Origin of the sequence: Streptomyces sp. NBC_01334 (assembly GCF_035983595.1) — a bacterium.
Classification (GTDB): Bacteria; Actinomycetota; Actinomycetes; order Streptomycetales; family Streptomycetaceae; genus Streptomyces; species Streptomyces coriariae.
Genome location: NZ_CP130718.1, coordinates 4,539,817 through 4,566,735, shown reverse-complemented (window position 1 = coordinate 4,566,735; position 26,919 = coordinate 4,539,817). Strand labels below are relative to the sequence as shown.

General features: G+C 72.8%; 21 protein-coding genes. 11 read left to right on the top strand and 10 right to left on the bottom strand.

The genetic code is table 11. From position 1 onward, the window contains the following. The first annotated feature begins 142 nt into the window (after positions 1-142). Positions 143-853, top strand: a complete 711-nt coding sequence (locus OG736_RS20320; protein ID WP_327183719.1) for a copper homeostasis protein CutC — start codon at positions 143-145, stop codon at positions 851-853. Positions 854-1,067: 214 nt separating this feature from the next. Here the strand turns inward: OG736_RS20320 and OG736_RS20315 are convergent, their stop codons facing one another. Continuing rightward, positions 1,068-3,155 carry a HelD family protein gene (locus OG736_RS20315; protein WP_327183718.1) on the bottom strand — a complete coding sequence of 696 codons (2,088 nt, stop codon included), beginning with the start codon at positions 3,153-3,155 and terminating at the stop codon, positions 1,068-1,070. A 377-nt stretch (positions 3,156-3,532) separates the two neighbouring features. On the opposite strand from OG736_RS20315, the gene OG736_RS20310 reads away from it, so the two are divergent. Continuing rightward, positions 3,533-3,715, top strand: coding sequence for a hypothetical protein (locus OG736_RS20310; RefSeq protein ID WP_020130267.1), 183 nt, complete (start codon positions 3,533-3,535; stop codon positions 3,713-3,715). A 1-nt stretch (position 3,716) separates the two neighbouring features. On the opposite strand, the gene OG736_RS20305 is transcribed toward OG736_RS20310, so the two are convergent. Next, positions 3,717-5,363, bottom strand: a complete 1,647-nt coding sequence (locus tag OG736_RS20305) for a DNA repair helicase XPB (protein WP_057601091.1) — start codon at positions 5,361-5,363, stop codon at positions 3,717-3,719. Positions 5,364-5,524: 161 nt separating this feature from the next. Here OG736_RS20305 and OG736_RS20300 point away from each other — a divergent pair, with 161 nt between their 5' ends. Continuing rightward, complete coding sequence (locus OG736_RS20300) at positions 5,525-6,079, top strand: hypothetical protein (RefSeq protein WP_327183717.1); 555 nt, start codon at positions 5,525-5,527, stop codon at positions 6,077-6,079. 96 nt (positions 6,080-6,175) lie between these two features. On the opposite strand, the gene OG736_RS20295 is transcribed toward OG736_RS20300, so the two are convergent. After that, on the bottom strand, positions 6,176-8,833 hold the full coding sequence (locus OG736_RS20295; protein WP_327183716.1) for a helicase-associated domain-containing protein: 2,658 nt from the start codon (positions 8,831-8,833) through the stop codon (positions 6,176-6,178). Positions 8,834-9,096: 263 nt separating this feature from the next. On the opposite strand from OG736_RS20295, the gene OG736_RS20290 reads away from it, so the two are divergent. Together OG736_RS20290 and OG736_RS20285 are read left to right on the top strand one after the other, a co-directional pair. Beyond that, positions 9,097-10,095 (top strand): hypothetical protein, encoded by a 999-nt coding sequence (locus OG736_RS20290; protein WP_327183715.1) that lies wholly within the window; start codon positions 9,097-9,099, stop codon positions 10,093-10,095. Between the two features lie 23 nt (positions 10,096-10,118). Continuing rightward, positions 10,119-10,766, top strand: coding sequence for an HAD family hydrolase (locus OG736_RS20285; protein ID WP_327183714.1), 648 nt, complete (start codon positions 10,119-10,121; stop codon positions 10,764-10,766). Here OG736_RS20285 and OG736_RS20280 read toward each other — a convergent pair. Then, the gene (locus OG736_RS20280; RefSeq protein ID WP_020130261.1) at positions 10,742-10,993 is read right to left on the bottom strand and encodes a hypothetical protein; all 252 of its coding nucleotides are present in this window, start codon (positions 10,991-10,993) and stop codon (positions 10,742-10,744) included. The two genes, OG736_RS20285 and OG736_RS20280, sit on opposite strands and share 25 nt — an antisense overlap. Before the next feature lie 181 nt (positions 10,994-11,174). Here OG736_RS20280 and OG736_RS20275 point away from each other — a divergent pair, with 181 nt between their 5' ends. Next, positions 11,175-11,558: a cold-shock protein gene (locus OG736_RS20275; protein ID WP_020130260.1), complete on the top strand. Its 384-nt coding sequence runs from the start codon at positions 11,175-11,177 to the stop codon at positions 11,556-11,558. Between the two features lie 40 nt (positions 11,559-11,598). Here OG736_RS20275 and OG736_RS20270 read toward each other — a convergent pair whose 3' ends face one another. The 4 genes from OG736_RS20270 to OG736_RS20255 form a co-directional block, all read right to left on the bottom strand. Beyond that, the gene (locus OG736_RS20270) at positions 11,599-12,477 is read right to left on the bottom strand and encodes a 1,4-dihydroxy-6-naphtoate synthase (RefSeq protein WP_327183712.1); all 879 of its coding nucleotides are present in this window, start codon (positions 12,475-12,477) and stop codon (positions 11,599-11,601) included. Continuing rightward, a complete protein-coding gene (locus OG736_RS20265) occupies positions 12,467-13,216 on the bottom strand; it encodes a futalosine hydrolase (RefSeq protein WP_327183710.1) in 750 nt (249 codons plus the stop codon). Before OG736_RS20265 ends, OG736_RS20270 begins: the two co-directional genes overlap by 11 nt. Continuing rightward, positions 13,186-13,698: a DUF2771 domain-containing protein gene (locus OG736_RS20260; RefSeq protein WP_327183709.1), complete on the bottom strand. Its 513-nt coding sequence runs from the start codon at positions 13,696-13,698 to the stop codon at positions 13,186-13,188. Before OG736_RS20260 ends, OG736_RS20265 begins: the two co-directional genes overlap by 31 nt. 74 nt (positions 13,699-13,772) lie before the next feature. After that, the gene (locus OG736_RS20255) at positions 13,773-15,206 is read right to left on the bottom strand and encodes an MFS transporter (RefSeq protein ID WP_327183708.1); all 1,434 of its coding nucleotides are present in this window, start codon (positions 15,204-15,206) and stop codon (positions 13,773-13,775) included. A gap of 387 nt (positions 15,207-15,593) precedes the next feature. Here OG736_RS20255 and OG736_RS20250 point away from each other — a divergent pair, with 387 nt between their 5' ends. The 4 genes from OG736_RS20250 to OG736_RS20235 all read left to right on the top strand — a co-directional run bounded on the left by OG736_RS20250 (position 15,594) and on the right by OG736_RS20235 (position 22,516). Then, positions 15,594-16,556 (top strand): DUF3027 domain-containing protein, encoded by a 963-nt coding sequence (locus tag OG736_RS20250; RefSeq protein WP_057600797.1) that lies wholly within the window; start codon positions 15,594-15,596, stop codon positions 16,554-16,556. 593 nt (positions 16,557-17,149) lie between these two features. Continuing rightward, positions 17,150-20,362 (top strand): sacsin N-terminal ATP-binding-like domain-containing protein, encoded by a 3,213-nt coding sequence (locus OG736_RS20245; protein WP_327183707.1) that lies wholly within the window; start codon positions 17,150-17,152, stop codon positions 20,360-20,362. Between the two features lie 225 nt (positions 20,363-20,587). Then, complete coding sequence (locus OG736_RS20240) at positions 20,588-21,517, top strand: hypothetical protein (RefSeq protein ID WP_327183706.1); 930 nt, start codon at positions 20,588-20,590, stop codon at positions 21,515-21,517. Between the two features lie 186 nt (positions 21,518-21,703). Beyond that, the gene (locus OG736_RS20235) at positions 21,704-22,516 is read left to right on the top strand and encodes a hypothetical protein (RefSeq protein ID WP_327183705.1); all 813 of its coding nucleotides are present in this window, start codon (positions 21,704-21,706) and stop codon (positions 22,514-22,516) included. Between the two features lie 16 nt (positions 22,517-22,532). Here the strand turns inward: OG736_RS20235 and OG736_RS20230 are convergent, their stop codons facing one another. Next, positions 22,533-24,899: an HAD-IC family P-type ATPase gene (locus OG736_RS20230; RefSeq protein ID WP_327183704.1), complete on the bottom strand. Its 2,367-nt coding sequence runs from the start codon at positions 24,897-24,899 to the stop codon at positions 22,533-22,535. Between the two features lie 131 nt (positions 24,900-25,030). Further along, positions 25,031-25,312, bottom strand: a complete 282-nt coding sequence (locus tag OG736_RS20225; RefSeq protein WP_327183703.1) for a DUF2530 domain-containing protein — start codon at positions 25,310-25,312, stop codon at positions 25,031-25,033. 117 nt (positions 25,313-25,429) lie between these two features. Between OG736_RS20225 and OG736_RS20220 the strand changes: the two genes are divergently transcribed. Beyond that, positions 25,430-26,881, top strand: a complete 1,452-nt coding sequence (locus tag OG736_RS20220; protein ID WP_327183702.1) for an NCS2 family permease — start codon at positions 25,430-25,432, stop codon at positions 26,879-26,881. Positions 26,882-26,919 lie beyond the last annotated feature (38 nt).

The window sequence follows — 26,919 nt, the reverse complement described above, 5'->3', positions numbered from 1 at the left end:
TACGGACGGGGTTCTCCGGCGTATTCTTGAATTGGACTAGACCTGTAGTCGCCCGATGAAGCCGACGAAGTCGAATGCAGCCGATGCAGCCGATGCAGCCGATGCAGCCGATGAAACAGACGAAGCAGACGAATGGGGTGCCATGAGCAAGCGTGCAGTTCTGGAGGTGATCGCCCTCGACGTCGAGGACGCCGTCGCCGCCCGGACCGGAGGCGCGGACCGCCTCGAGCTGGTCACCGACATGGCCGCCGACGGGCTCACCCCGCCGGTCGCGGTCTTCGCCGGGATCCGGGCCGCCGTCGACCTCTCCCTGCGCGTGATGCTCAGACGCTCCGAAGGCTTCGCGGCGGGAGCCGCCGAGGAGATCGACTCCCTGGTACGGGTCGCCGGCGAGCTGCGGGCGGCCGGCGCGGACGAGTTCGTGCTCGGATTCCTCGACGCGGAGGGCGGGGTGGACCTGGCCGCGGTGGAGCGGGTCGTCGCCGAGCTGGACGGCTGCCGCTGGACCTTCCACCGCGCCGTCGACCACGCTGCCGACCGCGACGCCCTGCGCAAGCAGCTGGACGGTCTGCCCGGACTGGACACCTACCTCACGGCCGGTTCCGCCCCCGGCGTCGACACCGGCCTGCCCACCCTGCTCGCGGAGGCTGCACGGCAGGGGGAGCAGGGCTATGAGCAGCAGCTCCTCGTCGGCGGCGGGCTGCGCCTCGACCATGTGCCGGTGCTGAGGGCCGCCGGCGTCGACGCCTTCCACATCGGCGGCGCGGCCCGACCGGACGGCTGGACCGGGCCCGTGTCGGCGGAGGCCGTGAGGGAGTGGCGACGAGCGGTGGACGGCGAGCCGAACGCGTAGGGCGAGCCGGTCGGGCGGGCCGGGCCCGCCCGGCGTCGGTGCCGGGGCCGGTCGGCCGAACGGATCCGACGCAGAGGCCATGCCCGCCACGATCAGACCCCGGTCCCGGTCCGGTCCGGTCGGGCGGGTCGGCGGCGGGGCCGCGTGGGTCCGGGCGCCGGTCCCGGTCCGATCGGCGGTGGGGCCGTGGTGCCGGGATCCGGCCCCGGGTCGGTCAGGTGAGCTGGGGTGGCAGTGGGGCCGTGTGGGTCACGATCAGGCCCGATACCGCTCGGGTCAGCGCCACGTACAGCCGCCGCAGGCCGGTCCGCTCGTCCGGTTCGCCGTCGACCACCGCCTGGGGTTCGTCCAGGACGACGTAGTCGTACTCCAGGCCCTTGGCCAGGGAGGCCGGGACCAGGGTGAGGCGGGTCTCGGCCGTGGTCTCCTCGCCGGGGGCCAGGTGGCCGATGCCCGACGCGGTCAGCGCTTCGGCCAGGGCCGGGATCCGGGCGTCGGCCGCGATCAGGCCCGTCGAGCCCTCGTTGCGCAGCAACTCCTCGCAGGCCGCGACGGTTTCGGCGGTGCCGGCGATCGGGCGGAGGTCGAAGAAGCCGGGGTTCTCGCGGACCGAGGCGACGGGTGTCAGGCCCGGCGCGATGTGCGGCAGCAGGCGGGACGCGTAGGTGATGACGTCCGTCGGCACGCGGAAACCGGCCGTCAGTTCCTCGATCACCGCGTCCGCCTTGCCCAGGTGACCGAGGGCCTCCTGCCAGCTCCGGGTCGCCCACGGGGTGGTGCCCTGCGCCAGGTCGCCCAGCACGGTCGCCGAACCCGTCGTGCAGCGGCGGCCGACGGCCCGGTACTGCATGGGGGACAGGTCCTGCGCCTCGTCCAGGACCACATGGCCGAGGGAGGGGGTGCGCTCGACGACGTCGGTCGCCTCGTCGATCAGCACCGCGTCCGCCGCCGACCATCCGGCCGCCTTCACGGACCGGGCCGGCCTCCTGCCGGAGCCCGGCAGTGCCCACAGGATCGTCTTCTGCTCGTCCTCGCTCAGCAGGCCCTTCGCGTGCTCGGCGAGGAAGTCCGCGTCCGTGAGCAGCCGCAGCACCAGCTTCGCCGGATCGACGGCCGGCCAGACCTCCTTCACGGCCGCCTTCACCGCGCTGTTGCGGGCGACGGCGTCCTGCACCCGGTCGTCCGGGGCCTCTCCGGAACGTTCCATCTGCACCAGGACGGCGTGCGCGATGCGCTGCGGCAGAGCCTCGCGGGCGGCGCCGTAGCGGATGTCCCGGTCCAGCAACTCCCGGACCATCTCCTCGAGTTCGTACGCCGGCAGCCGCCACCGCCGCGAGCCGCGCACGACGACGAGCGGTTCGCTCGGCATGCTGACGTGCGAGTACACGGCCCGCCGCAGCACCTCCGCCATCCTCGCGTCACCCTTGACGACCGCCGCCGCCGCGTCGTCCGTGCCCCGCACCTCCACATGGGCCACCAGGTCGTCGACCGTGCCCTGGCGCACCGCCAACTCGCCCAGTGCGGGCAGCACCTGCTCGATGTAGTGGAGGAAGGACCGGTTCGGTCCGATGACCAGCGTGCCGGTGCGGGCGAGCCGCTCGCGGTGGGCGTACAGCAGATACGCCACCCGGTGCAGACCGACGGCCGTCTTACCGGTCCCCGGCCCTCCCTGGACACAGACCGTGCCGCCCAGCCCGCTGCGCACGATCTCGTCCTGCTCGGGCTGGATGGTGGCGACGATGTCCCGCATCGGTCCTACACGGGGCCGCTCGATCTCCCGCTGGAGCAGCTTGCTGGTCCGTGCCGCCTCCGCCGGGTCGGACAGGTGCTCGTCCTCGTAGGCGGTGAGGTCGCCGCCGGTGTAGCCGAAGCGGCGGCGCAGCCCGACGTCCATCGGATCCTTCTTCGAGGCCCGGTAGAACGGCTGCGACACCGGCGCACGCCAGTCGATGACCATCGGGTCGCCGTCGCCGTCGTGCACATGCCGACGCCCGATGTAGAACTGCTCTCCCTCCGCGCCCTCCGCCCGCTCGGCGCCGGGAGCGTGCAGGTAGTCGAGCCGGCCGAAGAACAGCGGGGTGTCACTGAGGTCGGCGAGCGCCTTGATCCGCTCTCCGATCTGGCGCTCCAGGATCTGGGCGTTGACCCAGTTCGCGGTGACGTCGCTGATGTCGAGGGACTCGGCGTCCTCGCGCATGGCACGCAGGGCACCCCGGGAGGAGGAGAGGTGGGCGCGTTCGCGGGCGAGCGGATCGTCGTCGACAGGTGTGGACGGCGTGGACGGCGTGGACGGCGTGGACAAGGGGGTGCCTCCGGACCGGCTGAGGGGGGCGCTGCGGTGAGGCCGTCCGGTTTCCGTCCGGACGGCGGCACTCCGGGAAGGGAGGCGGGTGAGAGCGGAGATTGTAGGTGAACGGCGCAGGAGCGTGCCAACGAATTTGTCCGACCGCGCACCGATGGGACCCGGCCACGCCTTCGACGGGACCCGGCAGGGCCCTCGACGGGAGCGGCCGCACCCCCGTGGGACCCCTGCCCGAGCCCACGGAACCGCTCCGCACCCCCACCCGACGGCCCTCCGTCCCGTAGGGGAGACCCCGCCCGCAGGTGTACCCGAGGAGTAGGCCGAACGGGGACCTGGGACCGATGCCCGCTTTATGCCCCGGAGCCCATCATGGAGACATGAGTGCAGCGACCCTGACCCCGGCCCCCGGTCGCCCGTCCGGCGCGACCTCCCTGTCCGACATCCACCGCCACCGCCTCGGCGACGCCCTGCGCGCCGTGAAGGTCTTCGCGGGCGCCGCCTTCGACGTGATCATCCTGGGCGAGTACGGCGAGGAAGCGGGCGTCCGCCGCCGCAGGTGACTCAGGCCTCACCCGCGAGCAGCTCGTCCGCGTCCATGATCCGGTACGCGTAGCCCTGTTCCGCCAGGAAGCGCTGGCGGTGCGCGGCGAAGTCCTGGTCGAGGGTGTCCCGTGCCACCACCGAGTAGAAGTGGGCCTGGTGGCCGTCCGCCTTGGGGCGCAGGACACGGCCCAGACGCTGGGCCTCCTCCTGGCGGGAGCCGAAGGTGCCCGAGACCTGGATGGCGACCGTCGCCTCCGGCAGGTCGATCGAGAAGTTCGCGACCTTGGACACCACCAGCACGCTGATCTCGCCCTCCCGGAAGGCGTCGAAGAGCTTCTCGCGCTGGGCGTTGGAGGTCTCGCCCTTGATCACGGGGGCGTTCAGGTGCTCGCCCAGCTCGTCCAGCTGGTCGATGTACTGGCCGATGACCAGGATCTGCTGTCCCGCGAAGCGGCGGACGAGCGCCTCCGTCACCTTCCGCTTCGTCGCCGTCGTCGCGCAGAAGCGGTACTTCTCCTCCGCCTCGGCGGTCGCGTACGCCAGCCGCTCGGAGTCCGTCAGGTTGACCCGGACCTCGACGCAGTCGGCGGGCGCGATGTAGCCCTGCGCCTCGATCTCCTTCCACGGCGCGTCGAACCGCTTCGGACCGATCAGGGAGAACACGTCCGACTCACGGCCGTCCTCGCGGACGAGGGTAGCGGTCAGCCCGAGGCGGCGGCGCGCCTGGAGGTCCGCCGTGAACTTGAAGACCGGCGCCGGCAGCAGATGCACCTCGTCGTAGAGGATGAGCCCCCAGTCCCGGGAGTCGAACAGCTCCAGGTGCGGGTAGACGCCCTTCCGCCGGGTCGTCAGCACCTGGTACGTGGCGATCGTGACCGGCCGGATCTCCTTGCGCGTCCCGCTGTACTCGCCGATCTCCTCCTCGGTCAGCGACGTCCGCTTCACCAGCTCGTGCTTCCACTGCCGCGCGGAGACGGTGTTCGTGACGAGGATCAGCGTGGTCGACTTCGCCTGGGCCATCGCCCCGGCGCCGACGAGGGTCTTGCCCGCACCGCACGGCAGCACCACGACCCCGCTGCCGCCGTGCCAGAAGTTCTCCACCGCCTGCTTCTGGTAGGGCCGCAGCGCCCAGCCGTCCTCGTCCAGCTCGATCGGGTGCGCCTCGCCGTCGACGTACCCGGCGAGGTCCTCGGCCGGCCAGCCCAGCTTCAGCAGTGTCTGCTTGATCTGCCCGCGCTCGGAGGGGTGCACGGCGACGCTGTCCGGGTCGATCCGCACGCCGACCAGCGGAGCGACCCGCTTGGAGCGCAGGATCTCCTCCAACACCGGCCGGTCGGTGGTGGTGAGCACGAGCCCGTGCGCCGGGTGCTTGCTCAGGGTCAGACGGCCGTAGCGGTCCATCGTCTCGGCGATGTCGACGAGCAGCGCGTGCGGCACCGGGTAGCGGCTGTACTGCACGAGCGCGTCCACGACCTGTTCGGCGTCGTGGCCCGCGGCCCGCGCGTTCCACAGGCCCAGCGGGGTCAGCCGGTAGGTGTGGATGTGCTCCGGCGCCCGCTCCAGCTCCGCGAACGGCGCGATGGCGCGACGGCAGTCGTCCGCCTGCTCATGGTCGACCTCCAGGAGCAGAGTCTTGTCCGACTGGACGATCAGCGGTCCGTTCACGTACGCCATCCCTTCCGCACGGGCCAAACCTCCAGTGTGCCGTACGGCGCGCCGTAGCGGTGGCCCGCTTCTTCCCGGCGGCCCTGCGCAACCCTGACCTGCGTTCGTGGGTCTGACCGGGGGAGCAGCGCGATGGGCGCGACGCGGTGGGGAGTCACGGTATGTCGGTCCTGTCGTTCCGCAGAGGTGCGGTCGGCGTGGGAGCCGCGGCGGTGCTGGCGGCCACGGGTACCTGGGTGATGTGGCCCGCGGACATCGACGGGCGGCTGTGGAGCGAGGTACGGCCGGTGATCGAGGCCAGGATCGCGGCGGAGTCGCGGGGGAGCGGCTACGGCGAGACCGTGCCCGCGCTCGAGGCGCGCTGGTTCTGCGAGGCGAAGGCGCTCGAACTGGAGGAGCACGCGGGCGTGGTCCGGGCCGGCGTCAACACGCTGTGCGTCGAGTACGGCGTGCAGGACGACAGCCTCGTCGAGTGCGGGGCCGGACAGTATCCGCAGGTGGTGCGGCTGGAGCGGGACGAGGCGGCCGCCGGGGGCTACCGGGTCGTCGCCCGGGAGGAGCCGCCGGACGGCGAAGGGTACGGGCGGTGGACGGAGTCCCACTTCGGGGTCTTCACCCGGTCCTCCCTCCAGGACCCGATCTCGCCCCACGCCCTGGAGGCCGCGGCCCGCGCCCACTTCGGCCTTCCTGCGGACGCCTCCGTCGGAGAGTGCTGACCGGCCGGGCTCCGGCCCGTCGACAATCGATCGGGCGCTTCTGGCCCGACGGCCTCGTGCCTGGCGGCTTCTGGCCAGGGGGCGGGCCTGCCTGGGTCAGTCGTCGGCCAGTTCCGCGACGCCTGTGATGCGGTGCAGCGGGTAGGTGCGGACCTCGTCCGCCGTGTGGTCGTACGCCGTCACGAAGCCGCCCTCCACCCGGACCGGGGCGATGACGCGCTGGCTGGCGGTGCCCTCGGCGTTGACGTAGCCGACCCACAGGGCCTCGCCGGTGAGGACGGCGGCCTGCATGGTGGCGAGGGTCTCGGCGGAGCTGGTCCGGGGGAGTTCACCGGGGGCGAGCGGGGCGGCGTCCTCCGTCGGTTTGCGGGGGGTCGTGGCGGCCAGGTCGCCGGCCCTGATCGCGCGGATCGCCGCGGTGAGCAGCGTGGTGTCGGGTACCGGCGGACCGTCCGGCACCGGGTCGGGAGCCGTGCGGGGCGGGGTGCGGTGGGCGTGGGCGCGGGTGATCAGGACGTCCCCCTCGGCCGACTCGGCGGCGGGCGCGAAGCCCATCGCGCGCAGGCCCTCGAGGAGGGTCGCCGGGTCGGCCTGGGTCGCGAGCACCGTCGGGGCGAGGCGGCGCAGGCGCAGGGCGGCGGCGCGCTTGTCGGCGAGGATCTCGTTCAGCAGGGCGTCGTCGTCGCAGCGGACGTAGGCCGAGGCCGCGCCCACCCGCAGATGGCCGTGCCGGCGGGCCACGTCGTCGATCAGGTACGCCAGCGGCTGCGGCACCGGCGTACGGGAGTGCTCGGCGAGGAAGGCGTGCAGGTCGGAGGCGCTGCGGCCGGCGTCCAGGGCGCGGCGCACCGAGCCGGGGGTGAAGCGGTAGACGGTCGCGCCGCCCTTGGACTCGACGTCCGCGAGGACGCTCAGCACGTCGGCCAGCGGGCGCCGCAGCGGGCCGGGGGCGACCGCGGTCAGGTCGGCCTGGAGCAGGACGTGGTCCAGGGGCTCGGGGAGCAGCGGGGCGAGCAGACGGGCGGCGGCCGCGGTGGCCACGGCCTGCTCGGGAGCCGAGAGGGGCGTGGCCGGGGGTCCGGCGGCGGCCGCGCGGTGCGGGGCGGGCAGCTTGTCGCCGGGGCCGAGCTCCTGGGCGTGCCCGGTCGGGTCGTCCTGCGCGGTGGGAGTGAGGGCGGCAGTGGCGGTGGGGGTGGGCGGTTGGGGCGCGGGCCTTGCCCCCAGCAGGGCCCGTCCGTGCGCCGACAGGGCGCCCCGGCCGGTCACGCCCAGGAGTTCGGCCTCCGTCAGGGTCCAGCGGGCCAGCCGGGAGCGCAGGTCGTCGTCGCCCGGAGGGCTCTGCGTACCTTGCGGTCCTTGCTGTCCCTGCGCACCTTGTGGACTCTGCTGGCCCTGCGGTCCGCGCAGCGGACGCTCCCAGCGCAGCCGGGCCAGCACCGCCTCCGGGTCCGGGACGGCCCCCTCGGGCAGCCCGGCCAGCAGGGTCAGCACCCGATGACGCACCTCGGGCGCGGCGGACCGGTCCAGGCCCGGCCCCAGCGCGGACAGGGCCCGCTCCTTGAGGTCCCGGCCGCCGACCACCCCGGACGTCCGGGTCGCCGCCAGCCACGCCTGCGCGAGCTGCGCCCACCGGTCGGCGGGCGGCCGCTCCAGCCACTCGTCGTACTCCGGGGTGGCCGCGTACCGCTCGTCGGCCTCCCCGTCGGAGGCGAGCAGCCCGGCCGCGTACGCGAGCTCGACCCAGAACGCGGCCATCGGCTCGGACACGTCGAGGGCGACGGCCGTCCGCTTCAGGTCGCGCACGCTCAGCCCGCCGGCCCGAAGGACCGCGGGGCCGCCCTCGTGCCAGTCCTTCAGCAGCTCCTCCACGGTCGCCAGCGTCGTGTACGCCTGCCCGGCCGCCGTCGCGTCCACCACCTGGGGACGATGCGTGGCGACCGCCTCGACGGTGGGCGGCACGGGTTCGGCCGTGCGGTGGGCCCGGCCCTCGCGCAGATGCAGGGCGACCTCGCGCGGTAGTACGACGGTCCCGGGCGCCGTCGGCAACAGCAGCCCGCGATCGAGCAGCCAGCGCAGTCGCGCCGCCGGATCGGCCGTGACCTGCCCGTACGGCGGCCCCCACATCAGCCGCTTCAGGACGTCGACGGAGTCGGTCGGCGCCTTCGCGAGCAGGGCGGTCATCTTCTTGCGGTGGGTGAACAGGGCGGTGAGCGCGCCGACGGCGGACACCGAGTCGTGCGTGGACGGCAGCCCGGCCGTCACCACCAGCTCCTGGATCCGGCCCGGTGACATGCCCGCGGTCGCCTCCCGCACGCTCGGCCCGAGCCCCGTCGGGGACGGGTGCTGCGCGGACGGCGCGAGCAGTTCACGGGCGGTGCGGACGAGACGGAGGCTGCCTTCGTCGCCCCAGACCAGGGCCTGTTCCCGCAGGGCCGTCAGGGCGCCCGGCAGGGCGTCGACGACCGCCTGGTCGCGGGCGTCGCCGGCCATCAGCCCGAGCAGTTCGGCGTACGTCGCCGGGTCGCCGGCCACGGCCAGCGCCTCAGCGGTCTGGAGGGCGAACCGGTCGAGCCGTTCCAGCGCGCGGACGACGGAGGCGCGGGTGCCGGCGCGGGTGGCGAGCTGCGTGAGGTCGGTGGGGACCGGGGTGATGAGGTCGGGGCGGGCGCGCAGGAGTGCGGCAAGGGAAGCGTCGTCCCGGGCGCGGAGCGCTGCCGCTAGGGAGCGGGGGGCCCGCTGGTCCTCGGTGCTCATCTTGCCCACGGTAGCGGTTGGCGTCCCCCGGGGGCTGCGCCCCCGGACCCCCGCTTCGGCCCTGAAGGGGCCTTGTCCTCGATCGCCGGACGGGCTGGATGGTCTGGACCGGCACTCGACCGCTGACGTCGCGCGGGGCTGGAAGGTGCGGACCGGTGCTCGACCGCCGGCGTCCCACGGGCCGGGTGATGCGGGCCGGTGATGCGGAGCGGTGTCGGGCGGGAGGAAGCGGTGGGGGTGGGGAGAAGCGGTAGCTTCTTCCCGTGGGGATCGAGAGCGACCAAGTCGTCTACGAGTATCTGAGCCGGGTCGGGGATGTCGCGCAGCAACGGCAGTTGTCGTCGGCCACGCGGATGCGGCTCGTCTCCGAGCTGCGCAACGAGATCGACCGGCGCCGCGCGAAGGCGGTCGTCGACTCACCCGCCGCCGTCCGCCGCATCATCGACCGCCTCGGCAGCCCGGACGACATCGTCGCGGCCGCGGCCGACCGGGGCGGCGACGCGCCGCAGACGCCGGCGCCCTCCGTGCCCGCGCAGCGCGACCGCGAGGAGGAGCCGGAGCGGCCGAAGGGGATCCGGCGGGTCGTGCCGCGGCCCCGGACCGGCGCGCCGCCCCCCGCGACCCCCTCCGACGTGGCGTCCCCGCCGCACCGCGCCCCCGCGCACGAGCTGGGCGACAGCCGCGAGACGCCCGACTGGTGGCTGAACGAGCCGACTCCGCTGGGCATCGGCGAGGACGTGCCGGGGTTCGTCGGCGGAGTGGAGATCCCGGACCTGCTCAAGCCTCCGCGGCCCAGGAAACTGGAGGAGGAGCGGGAGGAGCGGGAGGAAGAGGGTGACGAGGAGTCGGGGGGTGACGAGGGCGGTGGCCGGCCGCGGCGGCGTCGGTTCCGTGTCCTTCGGCGCTCGCCCTCCGGTGAGCGGGCCCGCTGGAGCAACCCCCTGCTGCTGGTCGCCGCCGGCTGTCTCGTCGTCGGCGCGGTGCTCGGGAACTGGTTCGGGCTGATCCTGGGGTGGCTCCTCGCCTACGCCTCGCGTCGGCTGACCGAACGGGAGACGAAGTTCGCCGTCATGTGGCTGCCGGGGTTCGCGCTCACGGCCGGGCTCGTCTGGCTGTGGGGGCGGTCCGAGGGGCGCTGGGGCGACCCCATCGCGGACGGGCACATGAACGACGCCGTCGCCCAGACCTGGCCGTGGGTGATCCGGGGCGCGGCCGTGGCGTCGGCGCTGTTCCTGGTCTGGCGGTCACAGAAGCCGAGGTAGGAAGGGTGCACCGGCCAGGCAGAATGGGCCGTATGACGTCACCCGTGATCACCGTCGGCTTCGACCTCGACATGACCCTCATCGACTCCCGGCCCGGTATCCGCGCCACCTATGTGGCGCTCGCCGAGCGGACGGGGACGTACATCGACGCCGATCTGGTGGTCACCCGGCTCGGGCCGCCGCCCGAGACCGAGCTGGCCCACTGGTACCCGGCGGAGCGGGTCGCGGCCGTCGCCGACCTGTACCGCTCGCTGTACCCCGAGCACGGCGTCCCGGGCGCGACCGCCCTGCCCGGCGCCCGTGAGTCGATCGCGGCGGTGCGGGCGGCCGGCGGGCGGGCGATCGTCGTCACGGCCAAGCACGAGCCCAACGCCAAGCTCCAGGTGGAGCATCTGCGCCTCGGTCCCGACGCGGTCATCGGCAACCTGTGGGCCGAACAGAAGGCGGAGGCGCTGCGCGAGCACGGCGCGAGCGTCTACGTCGGCGACCACGTGGGCGACGTACGCGGCGCGCGCGCCGCCGGGGCGCTGTCGGTGACCGTGCCGACCGGGCCGATCGGTGCGGAGGAACTGCGGGCGGCCGGTGCGGATGTCGTGCTCGCCGACCTCACCGAATTCCCGGCCTGGCTCGCCGGTCACCTCGAGGCCTACCGCGCGGCGCCCCGCGCCTGACGCCGGCCCGCGGCGACCGATTGCAGGACGCCGGCGCCCGCGACGAGGAATCCGACGCCCATGAGCATGCTCAAGCCGAACATGTAGGTCGGAAAAGGCGTCGTATCGAGGAGGAGTGGGGCGACTGTGACCAGAGTGGCCACGGCGCCGACGAAGAACACGATGGCGCCGGCACGGATCAGTCGGTCACCGGGAGCGGCGGAATTCGTTTGGGTTTTGTCACGCACCGGACCAGGGTAGTTCCCTGCGCGAAGGAACAACCGGGGGACGTCTTGTCACCGGCCCGAAGACCATTAGCCTTGGTACCGGCGGGTCGTGGTCGACCCGCCCGAGTGCTATCCAGAGCCGTTCAGAGCTGTTTCGGTGTCGAGAAGCAGCTTTCCGACGAGTACGAGGACGAGGACAGACGTGCCTACCGGCAAGGTCAAGTGGTTCAACAGCGAGAAGGGCTTCGGCTTTCTCTCCCGTGACGACGGCGGTGACGTCTTCGTCCATTCCTCCGTCCTGCCTGCCGGAGTCGAGGCACTGAAGCCGGGCCAGCGAGTGGAGTTCGGCGTCGTCGCCGGACAGCGCGGCGACCAGGCTCTCTCCGTCGTGATTCTCGACCCGACCCCCTCGGTCGCCGCCGCACAGCGCAAGAAGCCCGACGAACTGGCCTCCATCGTCCAGGACTTGACCACCCTCCTCGAGAACATCACGCCGATGCTCGAGAAGGGTCGTTACCCGGAGAAGACCTCCGGCAAGCAGATTGCCGGACTGCTGCGCGCGGTCGCCGACCAGTTGGACGTCTGACCGGTACCGGCCGACGGGAAATCGGTATCCGCCGAGGGCGTTACGGGAAATCGAGTGCATCCGGGCCGAGGGGCGGCAACAGCCCCTCGGCCGCCGCGCGCGTCAGCAATCCCCTGACCGCCGCATAGCCGTCCTCGCCCAGGTCCGCCGTGAACTCGTTGACGTACAGACCGATGTGCTGGTCGGCGACGGACGGGTCCATTTCCTGGGCGTGTTCCATGACGTACGGGCGGGAGACCTCGGGGGCGTCCCAGGCGGCGCGTACGGAGGCACGGATCGAGTCGGCGAGCCGGGTGAGGGCCTGCGTGCCCAGTGAGCGCTTGGCGATGATGGCGCCGAGCGGGATCGGCAGGCCGGTCGTGGACTCCCAGTGCTCGCCCATGTCCGCGAGCTTGTGCAGGCCGTAGTCGCGGTAGGTGAAGCGGGCCTCGTGGATCACCAGCCCCGCGTCGACCTTTCCGTCCCGCACGGCCGGCATGATCTCGTGGAACGGCATGACGACGATCTCGCCGACGCCTCCCGGCACCTCCTCCGCCGCCCAGAGCCGGAACAGCAGGTACGCCGTCGACCTCTCGCTGGGCACGGCGACCGTGCGGCCGGTCAGTCCCCCACCGCCGACAGCGTCGGAGCCGCCGGTCCTCCCGTCCTCCCGCGTCAGCACCAGCGGGCCGCAGCCCCGGCCCAGCGCGCCCCCGCACGGCAGCAGCGCGTACTCGTCGAGGACGTACGGCAGCACGGCGTACGACACCTTCAGCACGTCGAACTCACCGCGCTCGGCCCTGCCGTTGGTGATGTCGATGTCCGCGAACGTCACGTCGAAGCCGGGCGCGCCCGGCACCCGGCCGTGGGCGAGGGCGTCGAAGACGAACGTGTCGTTCGGGCAGGGCGAGTACGCGATCTTCAGATCGTCACCGGTCATGCGGGTTCCAACTCTCCAGGACGGGTGTGAGCTTCCCGAAGGCCGTGGTCAGGGCGGCGAGCGCGGCGCCGATGCGCCAGGCGTCGCGGTCGCGCGGGCCGACGGGGTTGGAGACCGCGCGGATCTCCAGCACGGGCACGCCGTGCGCGGCGGCGGCCTCGGCGACGCCGAAGCCCTCCATCGCCTCGGCGAGGGCGCGCGGGTGCAGCGCGCGCAGGGCGGCGGCCCGGGCGGCGGTCCCGGTGACCGTCGAGACGGTCAGGACGACGCCGGTCAGGGCCCCGGTGGCGGCCGCGGTCTCTCGTACGAGGGACTCCGGCGGACGGTGGGTGACGGTGCCGAAGCCCAGCTCGGTGACGGGCAGGAAGCCGTCGGCGGTCTCGGCGCCCAGGTCGGCGGCGGTGATCTCGTCGGCGAGGACCAGGGAGCCGACGGGGGCGGCGGGCGCGAAGCCGCCGGCGATGCCCGCCGAGACGACGAGACCGTAGGGGTCGCCACTCAGCGCGGCGGCCGTGAGGGCGGCCGAGACGGAGGCGGCGGCCAGGGCCGGGCCGACCCCGGCGGCGAGGAGGTCGTAGGGCTCGTCCGCGCGGTGCAGGGTCACCCCCGGCACGCGTACCTCACGGCCGGGCCCGGGCAGCGCCCGGGCCACCGCGTCCCGTTCGGCGGGGACCGCGGTGGCCACGAGGACGCGGGTGCGGGACGTGGTCAGTCGTCCTTCTTGAGCTTGAACGACCACAGGCCGGTCACCGCCTGGCTGCCCTTCTTCCCGTCGCCGGCCTTGATGGAGACGAGGGTGGAGTCGCCCTGGGCGCCGTACTGGGCGTTGAAGAACACGCTGCCCGGGATCGTGCGGTAGGTCTTGTCGCTGTCCTCGGTGAGCGGCTGACCGTTCATCAGGATCGTCCAGCGCTTGTCGGCCACATCGGGGTCGACGCCGAAGCGGACGGTCTCGTCCGGGTCGACGGTGATCGACTTGATGTCCTTGTCCGCGAGGCACTTGGTCAGCGCGGCGGCCTGGAGGGTGTCGCCCTCCCCGCCACAGGTGGCCTCGGCGCTGACCGAGGTGCGGCCGACGGTGATCGTGGACAGCGGCGTCGGCTTGTCACAGGCCGACAGGACGAGCAGTCCGGCGGAAACGGCGCCGGCGGCGGCGACGACGCGGCGGCGTCGCGCAACGCCAGGTACATCAGCGGCTCCGCCGCGGGGCATCGTGGTCATGGCGGAAGGCTATCGGGCACGCCCGGCCGTCTCTTTACGTGGGGGGCGGCGTGGCTGTGTGTTACGCCACGCGGTTACGCCACGCGGGGCTTCGCACCGCTCCCGTGCCGCACCGAGGACAGCAGACCGCGGACCGTCGTCAGCCAGCCCAGGGCGACCACCGCGGCGGCCACCGACAGGCCCAGCGTGCCGTTCAGCGGCATCACGATGCCGACCGCGCCGCCGAACACCCAGCACACCTGGAGCAGCGTCTCCGAACGGGCGAACGCCGAGGTGCGCACCAGCTCCGGCACGTCCCGTTGGATCAGCGCGTCCAGGGACAGCTTGGCCAGGGCCTGCGAGAACCCGGCGATGGCCGCCATGCACGCCACCAGGAACGCCCCGAAGAACACCGCGGCGGTGATCGCCGCGCCCAGCACCACGGCGACGACCGTCACGATGATCAGCTCCGGGGCCTTGGAACGCAGCCACGCCCCCACCGCCGTGCCGAGCGCGTTGCCCACGCCCGCCGACACCGCCACCATGCCCAGCGACACGGCCGCGCTCTGCCCGGTCAGCGGGTGCTCGCGCAGCAGGAACGCCAGGAAGAAGGTCAGGAACCCCGACAGCCAGCGCAGGGCCGCGTTGGCGCCGAGGGCGTGGGTGACGGCGATGCCGACGGTCCTCAGGCCCGGCCGCTTCACCGGCTGCCGGTGCAGGCCGTGCAGATGCTGTTCGTCGGCGGCGAGCAGCGCCACGGCCTCGCCCTTTGCGGAGTCGACCTTGCGGGGCAGCGAGAAGGACAGGAACGTACCGGCCACGAAGATCACGAAGGCGCCGTAGAGCGGATAGCGCGGCCCGAGGGCCTGCAGTCCCGCCCCGACGGGCGCGGCGATCCCGGTGGCGAGGAGGCCGCCGAGGGTGACCCGTGAGTTCGCCTTGACCAGGGAGAACTTGGGTGGCAGCAGCCGGGGCACCACGGCGCTTCTGACCACCCCGTACGCCTTGGAGGAGACGAGCACCCCGAGCGCGGCCGGATACATCTCGATGCTGCCGGTGGCGACGGCCCCGGACAGCACGAGCGCGAGGAGCGCGCGGGCGAGCATGGCCCCGGCCATGGCGGCGCGCCGCCCGTGCGGGAGCCGGTCCAGCAGCGGGCCGATCACGGGGGCGAGGACGGTGAAGGGGGCCATGGTGATGGCGAGGTACAACGCGACGCGCCCGCGGGCCTCGTCGGTGGGCACCGAGAAGAACACGGTGGAGGCGAGCGCGATGGTGATCATGACATCGCCGGCGCCGTTCACGCCGTGCAGCTCGATCAGCTTGCCGAGGCCGGACTCGCCGGCGCCGTGCGCGTGGGTGGCCTTCCGGATCCCGCGGGCGGTGCCGGTGAACGGGAAGTGCAGGGCACGGCCGACCGCGCGGACGGACCCGCTCATCCGGCCCGAACCGCTCACCCGGCTCCTCCCCTTGTTCCCCTTCGTCGCACCGATCCCGGTGGCGCCCTGGGGTGTCCTCGCGGCTGCCACCCCGTCATAGTGCCCCGGAAAAGCGGTACGTAGTGCGGTTACCGCGCGTATGGGCGTGTGATCGTCGCCGCGCCGGGCCGGTCGGGACAGGGTTCGGCGGCGGTTCGGCGGCTTCTGTGAGCGGGAAACGTCCCGTCGGTGTAGGCCGAGCGTCCGCGAGCAGGTAGCGTGCGTAGCGCGCCGTGGCGATTGTTCTCGGCCGCGCGCCTCCCGGCCATCCCGCAGAATGGATGACAGCAGGTGCGCCCGAGCGCGATCGGGCGCGGACGTCGACGCGGCACTCCCCCAGTGCTTGAAGAGCCTGGGAGGTACCCCCAGCCGCTCCGTCCGCTCCCGCCGCCTTCAGGCCGGCGCACCGAGAGACGGCGTAGGAGAGAAGCGATACCTGTGAGCGCAGCGACCACGCGAAGCCGCACCCCCGACCGCCTGTGCGCCGAGGCCGTCGACCTCGCACGCGCCGCAGCCGAGGAGGCAGCCGCCCCCGGCGTGGTCGGCGAGCATGCGGGGCTGGTCTCCGAGGGCGACCGGGTGGTCACCCACTACTTCGAGTGCAAGGAACTGGGCTACCGCGGCTGGCGCTGGGCGGCGACGGTGGCACGGGCCTCGCGCGCCAAGGTCGTCACGCTCGACGAGGTGGTCCTGCTGCCCGGCCCGGACGCGGTCCTGGCCCCCGAATGGGTTCCGTGGAGCGACCGTCTGCGCCCCGGCGACATGGGCCCCGGCGACCTCCTCCCCACGGACGCGGAGGATCTGCGTCTGGAGCCCGGCTACACCGGTGAGGACGATCCGCGCCTCCAGCCGGGTTACTTCGACTCGGACGAGCCGACGCCGAACTCGCCGCTCTCCGAGGAGATGGCCGAGCTGGTGGAGGCGGAGGACGCGGAGGTGACGCCGGCCCCGCCCGCGGCCCTTCCGTCGGCTCCGCGCCGGGGCACCATCGCCGCGGTCGCCGAGGAACTGGGCCTGCGTCGCGCCCGGGTCCTCTCCCGCTACGGTCTGCACACCGCGGCCGACCGCTGGGAGGACGGCTTCGGCCCCAAGACGCCCATGGCCCAGGCGGCCCCCGCGTCCTGTGTGAGCTGCGGTTTCCTCACTCCCATCGGCGGCTCCCTCGGGCAGGCCTTCGGCGTCTGCGCCAACGAGTTCTCCCCGGCCGACGGCCGGGTGGTCTCCCTGGCGTACGGCTGCGGCGGCCACTCGGAGGCGGCGGTCATGCCGACGCCCCCGCGGCCCGCTCCGCCGGTGATCGACGAGACCCGGGTCGACCCGTTCCCCCTCCGCCCGGCGGCGGACTCGGGCTCGGTCCCGGAGAAGACGGACGAGGACACCGCGGAACTGGGCCACTCCTAGCCCCGGCCCCACCCAGGTCCATCCCGGACGCCCGGCGGAGCGCGCCTGACCCCTGCGGGGCCGTCCCGGACCCCTGCCGGGGCGGCGTCCGGGCTCTGCGGGGTTGTTCCGGACTCTTCTCGGGGCCCTCCCGGACCCTCGCCGGGGCCGCGCCGTTCTCCGCGGGGGCCGTCCCGGACCCCCTGCGGAGGCCCCCCTGATTCCCTGCGAGCCATCCCGGGCCCCTGCCGGGGCCGCGCCTGGCCCTGCGGGTTGTCCCGGACGCCTGTCGGGGCCGCGCCCGGTCCCTCCTGGGGCCGTCCCGGTCCCTCTCCTGGGGCCCGCCCCGGCCCCTTCCAGCCCACCCGCCCCAGGCCTTTCCAGGCTCGCCGCCCCAACCCCTCCAGGCCCGCCCCCGCGCCCTCGGGGCCGCCTCTCGGCGTTTTTCCCGGGGGTCGGGTGGGGCCGTAGGGCGGGGTGGTGGGGCGGGTGGGGGCCAGTTGTTGTGTGATTGTGATGTGGGGTGGCCGGGGTCCGGGTGTGGCCTTGCGGGACGGTCTGGCGGTGCTTCGGGTCGCGGTACCTTCGAGCCCACGCCGATGAGGAGAGTGAACGTGAGCAAGTTCGTGCGGCCGGCACCCGAGGGCGCGGACCCCTTCGGCACGGCCCGCCTGCGTCGCGGAGTGCTGGATGCCTGGGCGACCAGCCCCGCCCGTTTCCGGGAGGACGCCAACGCCGAGGAGGACCTGGTCCTCGGCGGGTACCGGGACCGGCTCGTCGTCGAGCTCGCTCAGAACGCCGCCGACGCCGCGGCCAGGGCCGACGTGCCCGGGCGGCTGCGGCTCACCCTCCGGGACGGCGTCCTCGTCGCCGCCAACACCGGCGCGCCCCTGGACGCCGCCGGTGTGGAGTCCCTCGCCACCCTCCGCGCCTCCGCCAAGCGCGAGGCCCGGCAGTCGGCCGTGGCCGTCGGACGGTTCGGTGTCGGCTTCGCCGCCGTCCTCGCCGTCACCGACGAGCCCGCCGTCGTCGGGCGGCACGGCGGCGTCCGCTGGGACCTGGCCGAGGCCCGCGCGCTCGCCTCCGACACCGCCCGGCACAGCCCGGGGCTCGGCGACGAGATCCGGCGGCGGGACGGGCATGTGCCCCTGCTCCGGCTGCCCTTCGCCGCCCAGGGCACCGCCCCCGACCCGTACGACACGGCCGTCATCCTGCCGCTGCGGGACACCGCGGCCGCCGACCTCGCCGAACGCCTTCTCACCGCCGTCGACGACGCCCTCCTGCTCGCCCTCCCGGGCCTGGCAGAGGTCGTGATCGAGATCGGCGACGACGCGCCCCGCGTCCTGCGCCGGGACACCGACGCCGACGACGACGCCCTCACCGTCGTGGCGGACACGCGGGACGGGACCACCCGCTGGCGCGTCGCCGCCGCGCACGGCCCCCTCACGCCCGACCTCCTCGTCGACCGCCCGGTGGAGGAGCGGCTGCGCCCCCACTGGTCGGTCACCTGGGCCGTACCGGTCGACGACGACGGTTCGCCCGCCCGGCCCCGCACCACCCCCGTCGTGCACGCCCCCACCCCCAGCGACGAGCCCCTCGGCGTCCCCGCCCTGCTCATCGCCTCCTTCCCGCTCGACACCACCCGCCGGCACGCCGCCCCCGGCCCGCTCACCGACCACCTGGTGCAGCGCGCGGCCGACGCGTACGCCGAACTCCTCGCCGGCTGGCGGCCGGTGGGCGCCGGGATCATCGACCTCGTGCCCGGGCCGCTGGGCAAGGGGGAGCTCGACGGGGCGCTGCGCCAGGCGATCCTGGAGCGGCTGCCGCGGACCGCGTTCCTGCCGCCCGCCGTCCGGCCCGTCCCCGAGGACGGGGAAGGCCACGGGGTCGACGGGGTCGACGGGGTCGCCGGGGTCGAGCTCCCGGAGGCGCTGCGCCCCCGGGACGCCGAGGTCGTCGAGGGCGCCGGCGCCGACACCGTACGGGTGCTGGCGGAGGTGCTGCCCACCCTGCTGCCCGCCGGGCTGGAGCGGCGCGTCGAGCTGCGCACGCTCGGCGTCGCCCGGATCCCGCTCGCCGACGCGGTGGACCGGCTGGCCGGCCTGGAGAAGGACCCGCAGTGGTGGTACCGGCTCTACGACAGCCTGGCCGGCGTCGACCCGGACCGGCTCTCCGGGCTCCCGGTGCCCCTTGCCGGGGGTACCTCCCAGGCTTTCGGCACGGGGGGAGGGCGGACCACCATCGGTCCCCGCCAGGTGCTGCTGCCCACAGCGGACGCGGCCGGTCCCGACCCGGAGATCCTCGCCCGCCTCGGCCTCAAGGTCGCCCACCAGGACGCCGCGCACCCCCTTCTGGAGAAGCTCGGCGCGCTGCCCGCCACCCCCCGCGCCGTCCTGACCACCCCGCAGGTGCGGGCCGCCGTGGCCGCGTCCCTGGACGACGACGGCGGCGCCTGGGACGACCAGGACACCCCGGACGCCGAGGAACTCGCCGACACCGTGCTCGCGCTGGTCCGTGACGCCGGCCTGGACCCCGGCGACGAACCCTGGCTCGGCGCCCTCGCGCTGCCCGACGAGGAGGGCGAACTCGTCCCCGCCGGTGAACTGGTGCTGCCGGGCAGCCCGTTCGCCTCCGTCGTCCGGGAGGGCGAACTCGCCTTCGTCGACGCCGAACTGGCGGACCGGTGGGGCGAACAGCCCCTCGCCGCCTGTGGCGTCCTCGCGAACTTCGCGCTCGTCCGCGCCACCGACGTCGTCCTCGACCCGGACGAACTGGAGCCCCGCGAAGGGGACTTCGCCGAACCCGACGACGCGGGCCTGCTGGACGCCGTCGACGTGTGGTGCGAGGACATCCTCGACCGGTTCCCCGACAGCCCGGTGCCTCCCGTCGCCACCGAGCTGGTCGCCGTCCGCGACCTCGACCTCGTCGACGAGGACCGCTGGCCCCAGGCCCTCGCGCTGCTCGCCCGGCCGCCGCTGCGGGACGCCCTCACCCAGCCCGTCCGGATCCTGCTGCCGGACGGCACCCACGAGGTCGTCCGGCCGTACACCGCCTGGTGGCTGCGCGGGAACCCGGTGCTCGACGGCCGCCGACCGGCCGGTCTGCTGGCGGCAGGCGGGGATCCGCTCCTGCACGGGCTGTACGAAGAGGCCGACGCCACCGGCTTCGACGACGAGCAGGTGCTGCGCGCCCTCGGCGTGCGGACCTCCGTGGCCGCGCTGCTCGAGGAGCCCGGCGGCGCCGCCGAACTCCTGGACCGCCTCGCCGACCCGGAACGCCCCGTGGGGGCCTCCCAACTGCACGGCCTCTATGGTGCGTTGGCCGAGCTGGATCCCGAGCAGGTGACTCTCCCGGACGAGCTGCGGGCGGTCGTCGACGGGCGGGTCGAGGTCGTGGACGCGGCCGAGGCCGTCGTCGTCGACTCGCCCGATCTGCTGCCCTTCACCGAGGGCGTGCCGCTGCTTCCGGTACGGCCGTCCCGGGCCGCCGAGCTGGCCGAGCTGTTCCAGGTGCGGCGGCTGAGCGAGTCCGTGACCGGGCGGGTCGACTCCGAGGGCGTCGAGCACGACGTACCGGAGCCGGTGCGGGTGCTGCTCGGGCCGCGCACGCCCGGCACGTACGTCGAGCACGAGGAGCTCGTCGTCGACGGCGTGGAGATCGACTGGCGGCTGACCGACGACGGCGTCCTGCACGCCGCGACCCTGGAGGGCGTGGCCGCCGGACTCGCCTGGGCGGCGAGGCAGTGGCCGCGCCGCTTCGAGGTCGCCGCCCTGCTGGAGGACCCGTCACGGACCGCGGAGCTGGCCCGCGACCGCTGGTTCGACTGACGCGGGACCGGCCGCGGGGGCGGGCGGCTACCGGCTGGGGGGGCGGGTCGTGGCCGGTGTGAAGATTTCTTCCACGAATTTCACACCGTTCGTACAACCATCCGCCCCCACCAGGCATCTGATCACTTGAGTCAAGAGACTCCACCATCACTTTGGGCCCCGGATGCTACGACGAGCCGTGCGAGCGGCCACCGTCCGGGCCCCTCTCCGCAGGGGGAACGCACTATGCGCATACGAGCCACCGTGGCCGCCGTCACCGGCGCCCTGGCCCTGTCCGCCTTCGCCGTGCCGGCCGCGCAGGCCACCGGCAGCGACTCGCACAACCCCGTCGACACCCTGAAGGCCCTCCACGCGGCCACCTCCGGCAAGAGCGCCTTCACCGGTTCGACCCCCGCCGACACCGGCACCCCGTACGCGCTGGACGCCAAGTTCGGCAACGTCAGGATCAACGGCGGCAAGCCGATCGTCGCCGGCACCAGCGGCAAGGTCACGGCCCCGGTCACCTTCACGGTCACGCACGGCGCGGGCGTCGACGTCACCGCCGACGACACCGAGCTGGACCTGGTCATCTACCGCGGCGCGTTCGACGACCCGACCAACATCCTCGTCGGCGACGACTGGCCGAGCTGCACCAACACCTCGGCCACGGTCGCCTCCTGCAAGGGCACGATCGACATCCTCCCGGGCGAGGAGCTCTACAACGCCGACGCCACCACCTGGAAGGCGCTCGGCTACGTCGTCGACTGGAACGACGTCGACCCGTACACCGACGACGACATCGACTGGACCAAGGTCGGTTACGTCGAGGGCGACGCCCTGGCCACCACCAAGCTCCAGCGGCTGTCCAAGCTGACGGTCAACGCGGCGCCGGAGCCGGTGAAGAAGGGCAAGACCATCACCGTCACGGGCAGCCTGACCCGTGCCAACTGGGACACCGCCAAGTACACCGGTTACTCCGGCGTCTACGCCCAGCTCCAGTTCCGCAAGAAGAACTCCACCACCTACTCCACGGTGAAGTCGGTCAAGACCACCTCGACCGGCGGTCTGAAGACCACCGTCAAGGCGAGCGTGGACGGCTACTACCGCTGGAGCTTCGTCGGCACCACGACCGCCCCGGCGGTCAAGGCCGCGGGCGACTTCATCGACGTCAAGTAGGTCGTCGTACGTCAAGCGACAAGTAGCACGCTGTAGCGGAGAACGGCCGGTTCCGGATTTCCGGGGCCGGCCGTTCTCCGCTCTTACGCAGCTCTTGCCTCCCGCCGCACAACTGGCTCCGTCCGTCATGGATCTCACCCGATGAGTCAACAGACTCCGAGATCTCTCTCCCATCTGGGGAACGCAATGCGCATACGCGCCCTCGTGGTCGCCTCCTCCGGCGCCCTCGCCCTGTCCGCCCTCGCCGTCCCGGCCGCTCAGGCCGCCCCGACTGCGGCGCCGAACGTCACCTTCTCCAACATGAAGGTCAACGCGGGCAAGGCCGTCGTGGTCGGCCCCTCGACCAAGGTCACCGTCACCGCCACGTACACCGTGACGAAGCCCGCGAGCCTCAGCACGAGCTCCTTCGACAACGGCCCGATGCTCTACCGGGGCACCTCGCTCAACGCGAACGCCCAGATCATCGCCGGTGACGAGCCGGGCACCTGCAAGGCCGTCTCCACGACGGTCCTCAGCTGCACCGCCAAGATCCAGTTCCGTCCCACCGTCTCCAGCGCGTACGACGACCTGGCCAACAGCCAGGCCGGCACCTGGAAGGTGGGCGCGCTCGCCGTCCCGCACGACGCCACCGGCGAAGCCGACCTCAAGTGGCAGAGCAATCTGGGCGCCGTCAACGTGCAGCGCCAGGCCCAGCTGACGGCCGACGCGACCCCGGAGCCGGTGAAGAAGGGCAAGACCCTCACCGTCACGGGCAAGCTGACCCGCGCCAACTGGGACACCAACAAGCTCGGCGGCTACGCGGCCCAGCCGGTGAAGCTCCAGTTCAAGAAGAAGGGCAGCACCACCTACACCACGGTCAAGACCGTGAAGACCAGCTCGACCGGCGCTCTGAAGACCACGGTCAAGGCCGCCGCCGACGGCTACTACCGCTACAGCTTCGCCGGCACCACGACGACCCCGGCGGTCAGCGCGGCGGGCGACTTCGTCGACGTCAAGTAAGTCTGCACGCAAGCGGCTAAGCCGGGAAACGGCGGTCGACCCACTTCCAGGAGAACTCCAGGGCGACCGCCGCCACCGCCGCGACCCCCACCGCGATCCACGGCATGGCCATCCCGATCAGCTTCAGCGCGAAGAAGTCCTGAAGCCACGGGACCACCAGCACCAGCACGAACGCCGCGCCCATCGAGGCCACCAGCAGCACCCGCCACCAGGTGTAGGGCCGGGCGATGATCGCCAGCACCCACATCGAGATCAGGAACAGAGTGAGGGTCGCGGCGCTGGTCTCGGCCTCCAACGAGCCCGGGCCGGTGTAGTGGTGACGGGCGACCAGATAGGTGACGAAGGTAGCGACCCCGGCCACCACCCCGCCCGGGATCGAGTACCGCATCACCCTTCGTACGAAGTGCGGCCGGGCCCGTTCCTTGTTGGGGGCGAGGGCGAGGAAGAAGGCGGGGATGCCGATGGTGAGGGTGGACAGCAGCGTCAGGTGCCGGGGCAGGAAGGGGTATTCGACCTGCCAGCAGACCACCAGCAGGGCCAGCAGCACCGAGTAGACCGTCTTCACCAGGAACAGGGTCGCCACGCGGGTGATGTTGCCGATGACCCGCCGGCCCTCCGCCACCACCGACGGCAGGGTCGCGAAGCTGTTGTTCAGCAGCACGATCTGCGCGACCGCCCGGGTGGCCTCGGATCCCGAGCCCATCGCGACGCCGATGTCGGCGTCCTTCAGCGCGAGGACGTCGTTGACGCCGTCCCCGGTCATCGCGACCGTGTGCCCGCGCGACTGGAGCGCGCCGACCATGTCCCGCTTCTGCTGCGGGGTGACCCGGCCGAATACCGTGCCCTCGTCCAGCGCCCGGCCCATGCCCTCCTGCTCGGCGGGCAGCCGGCGCGCGTCGACCGTACGGCCGTCCAGCCCGAGCTTCGCGGCCACCGCCCCCACCGACACCGCGTTGTCGCCGGAGATGACCTTGGCGCGGACGTCCTGCTCGGCGAAGTAGCGCAGGGTGTCGGCGGCGTCCGGCCGCAGCCGCTGTTCGAGTACGACGAGTGCGGCGGGCTTGGCGCCGCGTGCGGGTTCGGGGTCGTCGAGGTCGCGGGCGGCGCGGGCCAGCAGCAGCACCCGCAGGCCCTGCTCGTTGAGCCGCTCGGTCTCGGCGAGGGCGGGATCGTCGTCGGCCAGCAGCACGTCCGGCGCCCCCAGCAGCCAGGTGCCGTTCTCCCCGTTGCCCTCGCTGAGGCTGGCGCCGCTGTACTTGCGGGCGGAGGAGAAGGGCAGGGACTCGGTGCAGCGCCAGTCCTCGGCGTCCGGGTAGGCGTCGATGATCGCCTGGAGGGAGGCGTTGGGCCGCGGGTCGGACTCGCCGAGGGCCCCGAGCACCCGGCGGACGTACGACTCGTCGTAGCCGTCGAGCGTGCTGAGCCCGGTGACGTCCATACCGCCCTCGGTGAGCGTGCCGGTCTTGTCCAGGCAGACGGTGTCGACGCGGGCGAGGCCCTCGATGGCCGGCAGCTCCTGCACCAGGCACTGTTTTCGGCCGAGTCGGATGACGCCGATCGCGAAGGCGACGGAGGTGAGCAGGACGAGCCCCTCGGGGACCATCGGGACGATGCCTCCGACGGTGCGGGCGATGGACTCCTTGAGGTCGTTGTTCTTGACGAAGAGCTGCGTGACGACCAGGCCGATCGCGGCCGGGACCATCATCCAGGTCACGTACTTGAGGATCGTGGAGATGCCGGAGCGCAGCTCGGAGTGGACGAGCGTGAAGCGGGAGGCCTCCTCGGCGAGCTGGGCTGCGTAGGCCTCCCGGCCGACCTTCGTGGCCTGGAAGGCGCCGCCGCCGGCCACCACGAAGCTGCCCGACATGACCTGGTCGCCCGGCCGCTTGACGACGGGGTCGGCCTCGCCGGTGAGCAGTGACTCGTCGATCTCCAGGCCGTCCGCCTCGACGCACACCCCGTCCACGGCGACCTTGTCCCCGGGGCCGATCTCGATGACGTCGTCCAGGACGAGTCCGGAGGTGGAGACCTCGACGGCCGTGCCGTCGCGGCGGACGGTGGGCCGGGCCTCGCCGACGACCGCGAGGGAGTCCAGGGTCTGCTTCGCCCGCCACTCCTGGATGATGCCGATGCCGGTGTTGGCGAGGATCACGAAACCGAACAGGCCGTCCTGGATGGGGGCGACGAACAGCATGACCACCCAGAGGACGCCGATGATCGCGTTGAACCGGGTGAAGACGTTCGCCCGGACGATCTCGCCGACGGAGCGGCTGCTGCGGACGGGTATGTCGTTCACCTGACCGCGCGCGACGCGCTCCGCGACCTCGGCGGCGGTGAGGCCGGTCGCCGTCGGCACGGAGGCGGGGGCGTCGGTGTGGGCCATGGGATCGACGGTACGTGCGGATCTGGGGGTTCACCCCCTGAGGACGCCGAAGATCCGACTTCGGGAGGACGGGCGCGGTGCCGTCCAGTACCTCGGTAGTAGCGCCCCGGGACCTGCCTGGGGGACAGCCCCTAGTCGGTGACCGGGCTCGCGGGCCCGGTCGGCCCGCTCGCCGCGTCCCGCTTGATCGCCGCGTCCCGTTTGCGGACGTACCAGATGCCGATGAGGCCGAGTCCGGCGCCCGCGAGGCACGTCCAGATCCACCACAGGTGGCCGTGGTCGTCGTACCAGCCGTAGAAGGGGAGCTGGACGAGGAAGAGGACGAACCAGAGGATCGTGCCGCCGGTGACGGTGGCGACCACGGGGCCCTCCAGGGGCTCCGGCGCCTCGTGTTCAGGGATCCACTTCTTCATGGTGCTCAGCTTACGAGGCAGTCGGGTCTACGCGCGGAGATGGCCGATCCGAACGTTATATGTTCATACTGAAACGGTTTGGTACTGACCACTTCTCTTCGTAGGAAACGCCAAAAGATGCCCACGTCGGCCCCCGCCAAGGTCCCCGCCCCTGAACAGCCGGGAGCCACGCCCCTCTTCGGCGCCCTCGACCGTTACTTCAGGATCACCGAACGGGGCAGCAGCCTGCCCCGCGAGATCCGGGGTGGTTTCGCCACCTTCTTCGCGATGGCGTACATCATCGTGCTGAACCCGATCATCCTCGGCAGCGCGAAGGACATGTACGGGCATCAGCTCGACAACGGCCAGCTGGTCACCGCCACCTGTGTCACAGCCGCCTTCACCACGCTCCTCATGGGCGTCATCGGCAACGTGCCCATCGCCCTGGCCGCCGGCCTGGGCGTGAACTCGGTGGTCGCCCTCCAGCTCGCCCCCCGGATGTCCTGGGCGGACGCCATGGGCATGGTCGTGCTCGCGGGCTTCGTGGTCATGCTGCTGGTCGCCACCGGTCTGCGTGAGCGCGTCATGAACGCGGTGCCCTTCGGCCTGCGCAAGGCGATCAGCATCGGTATCGGCCTGTTCATCATGCTGATCGGCCTCGTCGACTCCGGTTTCGTCAGCCGCATCCCGGACGCCGCCCACACCACCGTCCCGCTCCAGCTCGGCGCCGACGGTCACCTGAACGGCTGGCCGGTCCTCGTCTTCATCCTGGGCGCCCTGCTCACGCTGGCCCTGATCACCCGCAAGGTACCCGGCGCGATCCTCATCTCGATCGTCGCGATGACCGTCCTCGCGCTGATCATCAACGCGGTCGCGACGATCCCGTCCTGGGGTCTCACCACCCCCGAGTGGCCCGGCAACCCCGTCGCCACCCCCGACTTCGGGCTCATCGGTGAGTTCAGCCTGTTCGGCGGCTTCGACAAGGTCGGCGTCCTGACCGGCATCCTCTTCGTCTTCACGGTCCTGCTGTCGTGCTTCTTCGACGCGATGGGCACGATCATGGGCGTCAGCGACGAGGCCAAGCTGACCAACGCCAAGGGCGAGATGCCCGGCATCAACAAGGTCCTCTTCGTCGACGGCCTCGCGGTCGCCGCGGGCGGTGCCAGCTCCTCCTCCGCCACCACCGCCTTCGTGGAGTCCACGGCCGGCGTCGGCGAGGGCGCCCGCACCGGCCTCGCGAACATCGTCACCGGCGGCCTCTTCACCGTCGCGCTGTTCCTCACGCCGGTCGCCACGATGGTCCCGTCCCAGGCCGCCACCCCGGCCCTGCTCGCGGTGGGCTTCCTGATCCTGGCCGGTTCGGTCAAGGAGATCGACTGGGCCGACCTCACCATCGCCATCCCGGCCTTCATCACCATGGTGATGATGCCGTTCACCTACTCGATCACCAACGGCATCGGCATGGGCTTCATCACCTTCGTGCTGCTGCGCCTGGCGGCCGGGCGCGGCCGGGAGGTCCCGGCGCCCATGTACGTGGTCTCCGCCGTCTTCGCCTTCTACTACCTGATGCCGGCCCTCGGCCTCACCTGATGCGGCCTCGGCCTCACCTGGTCCCCGCCCGCCCGCGG